The organism is Kitasatospora sp. NPDC050463 (assembly GCF_040655255.1).
GTDB lineage: Bacteria > Actinomycetota > Actinomycetes > Streptomycetales > Streptomycetaceae > Kitasatospora.
This window is the reverse complement of record NZ_JBFAJO010000207.1, coordinates 1-2,368: the sequence shown is the minus strand read 5'-3', so window position 1 is coordinate 2,368 and position 2,368 is coordinate 1. Positions and strand designations below refer to the sequence as shown.

The 2,368-nt window shown below is 74.4% G+C and carries 1 protein-coding gene; it reads right to left on the bottom strand.

All coding sequences use genetic code 11. The annotated features are described in order from the left end of the window. Window positions 1–2,368, bottom strand: a 2,368-nt coding sequence (locus AB0J08_RS41495) for an amino acid adenylation domain-containing protein (protein WP_360645357.1), incomplete at both ends; no start/stop codon positions are given.

Sequence of the window (2,368 nt, the reverse complement as noted above, 5' to 3'; positions counted from 1 at the left end):
GACAACGCCCCACCCAACGCACCCACGTCCAACCCACCCCGCACCCGCACCGCGAACGGCACGTTGTACGCCGCACTCCCCGGCGACAACTGGTCGGCGAGCCAGAGGCCGCGCTGGCCGAACGACAGCGGCAGCGGCCGGTCCCGGTCGACGGGGACGAGCGCGGGGCCGTCCGCGCGGTGCGCCGCGTCGGTCAGGAGGGGCGCCAGCTCCCGGACGGTGCCGTGCTGGAACACCGTGCGCAGGGGGATCTCGACGCCCAGGTCGGAACGGATCCGGGCGACCAACCTGGCCGCCATGAGGGAGTGGCCGCCCAGCGTGAACAGGTTGTCGTCGATCCCGACCGATTCGAGCCCGAGCAGTTCGGCGAAGACCGCGCCCAGGGTCCGTTCCGCGGGGGTGCGCGGGGCGGTCCCCCCGGTGGGCTCCGGCCGCCGGGGAGCGGGCAGGGCGCGGCGGTCCACCTTGCCCGACGCGGTGAGGGGGATCGCGTCCACGACGACGAGGGCGGTCGGGATCAGCTGGCGGGGCACCGCCGCGGTGAGGCCGGACCGTACGGCGGCCAGGAACTCCTCGGGGTCGGGGTTGCCCCTGGGCACGACGTAGCCGACGAGTTCGCGCTCGCCGGGGCGGTCCTCCCGGACGAGCACGGTCGCGGCGGCGACGGACTCCTGCCGCTCCAGTGCCGCGCGGACCTCGGCGGGCTCGATGCGAAAGCCACGGATCTTGACCTGTTCGTCGGCCCGTCCCCGGTACTCGATCACGCCGTCGACGCGGCGGCGCACCAGGTCGCCGGTGCGGTACAGCCGGCCGCCGGGGGCGCCGAAGGGGTCGGCGACGAACCGTTCCGCGGTGAGGCCGGGTCGGCCGAGGTAGCCGCGGGCCAGGCCGACCCCGGCGAGGTACAACTCGCCGGTGACACCGGTGGGAACGGGTCGGAGCCGGGTGTCGAGCACGTAGGCGCGGGTGTTGTCCAGGGGCGTGCCGATGGGCACGGACCGGACCGGCAGGTCGGCGGCCGTCATGGGGTGGCTGCTGGCGAACGTGGTGCTCTCGGTCGGCCCGTAGCCGTCGACGACCCGGATGCCGGGGTGGGCGGAGAGCAGGGCGTTCACCGTCTCCGGCGACACCGCCTCACCGCCGGCCCACACCTCCCGCACCGTCGCGAAGGTCTCCGGGGCCACGTCGACCAGCAGGCCGAACAGGCCCGCGGTGAGCCACAGCGCGGTCACCCGGCCGCGGGTGACGGCCCGGCTCAGGTCGGCCGTGCCGAGTTCGCCGGGCGGGGCCACCACGACCCGGCCGCCGGTCAGCAGCGGCACCCACAGCTCGTAGGTGGAGGCGTCGAAGGCGTGCGGCGAGTGCAGCAGGACTCGTTCGTGGTTCCCGTTGCGCCAGCGGGAGTCGAGCGCCAGGCCGATGACGTTGCGGTGGGTCACCGCCACGCCCTTGGGGACACCGGTCGTGCCGGACGTGTACATCACGTAGGCCAGCGCGTCCGGGTGCGGCGCGACCTCGGGCCGATCGTCCGGGCCGTCGCCGTCCGCCGTCGTGGCGAGGGTGGTGACGCCGGTGTCGCGGAGGATCTCCCCGGTGGCCTCGGGGCGGTCGCTGAGGACGAGGCGTGCGCCGGCCTCGTCGAGGAGCAGGCGGGTGCGTGCGGCCGGATCGCGTCGGTCGAGGGGCAGATAGGCGCCGCCTGCGGCCGGCACCGCGAGGACGGCGACGACGAGGTCGAGGCCTCGGTCGAGGTGGAGTCCGACGGGCTCCTCGGGGGCGAGGCCGGCGGCCAGCAGGCGATGGGCGAGGCGGTGTGCCCGCCGGGCGAGTTCCGCGTAGCTGTACGTGGAGCCGTCCGGCAGTTCGACGGCGACCGCGTCCGGGGTCCGGGCCGCCTGCCGGGCGAACAGCTCCGGCAGCGAGGCTTCGGGCAGGGGGCGGTCCGTGTCGTTCCCAGCGGTGAGGAAACGTTCCTGCTCGGTGTCGTCGAGGAGGGCCGGCTGGGAGATCGGCCGGTCGGGGTCGGCCAGCAGCCCGGCCAGGGCGGTGCCGAGATGGCGGACGAACCGCTCGACGGTGCTCTCGTCGAACAGGGCGCGGCTGAACACCAGGCGCCCGCTCAGTCCGCCGTCGGCAGCGGGGAAGAGGTAGACCTCCAGGTCCATGCGGGTGAACTCGCGGTCCGTACGGAAGAGCGAGACGTCCAGGTCGCCCAGCGCCGACCAGTCGGGCAGGTCGTTGACGATCTGGAAGACGACCTGGACGAGCGGGTTGCGGGACAGGTCGCGTTCGGGGCGCAGGTGTTCCACGAGGTACTCGAAGGGCAGGTCCTGATGGGTGTACGCACCCAGCGCACCCTCCCGAACCC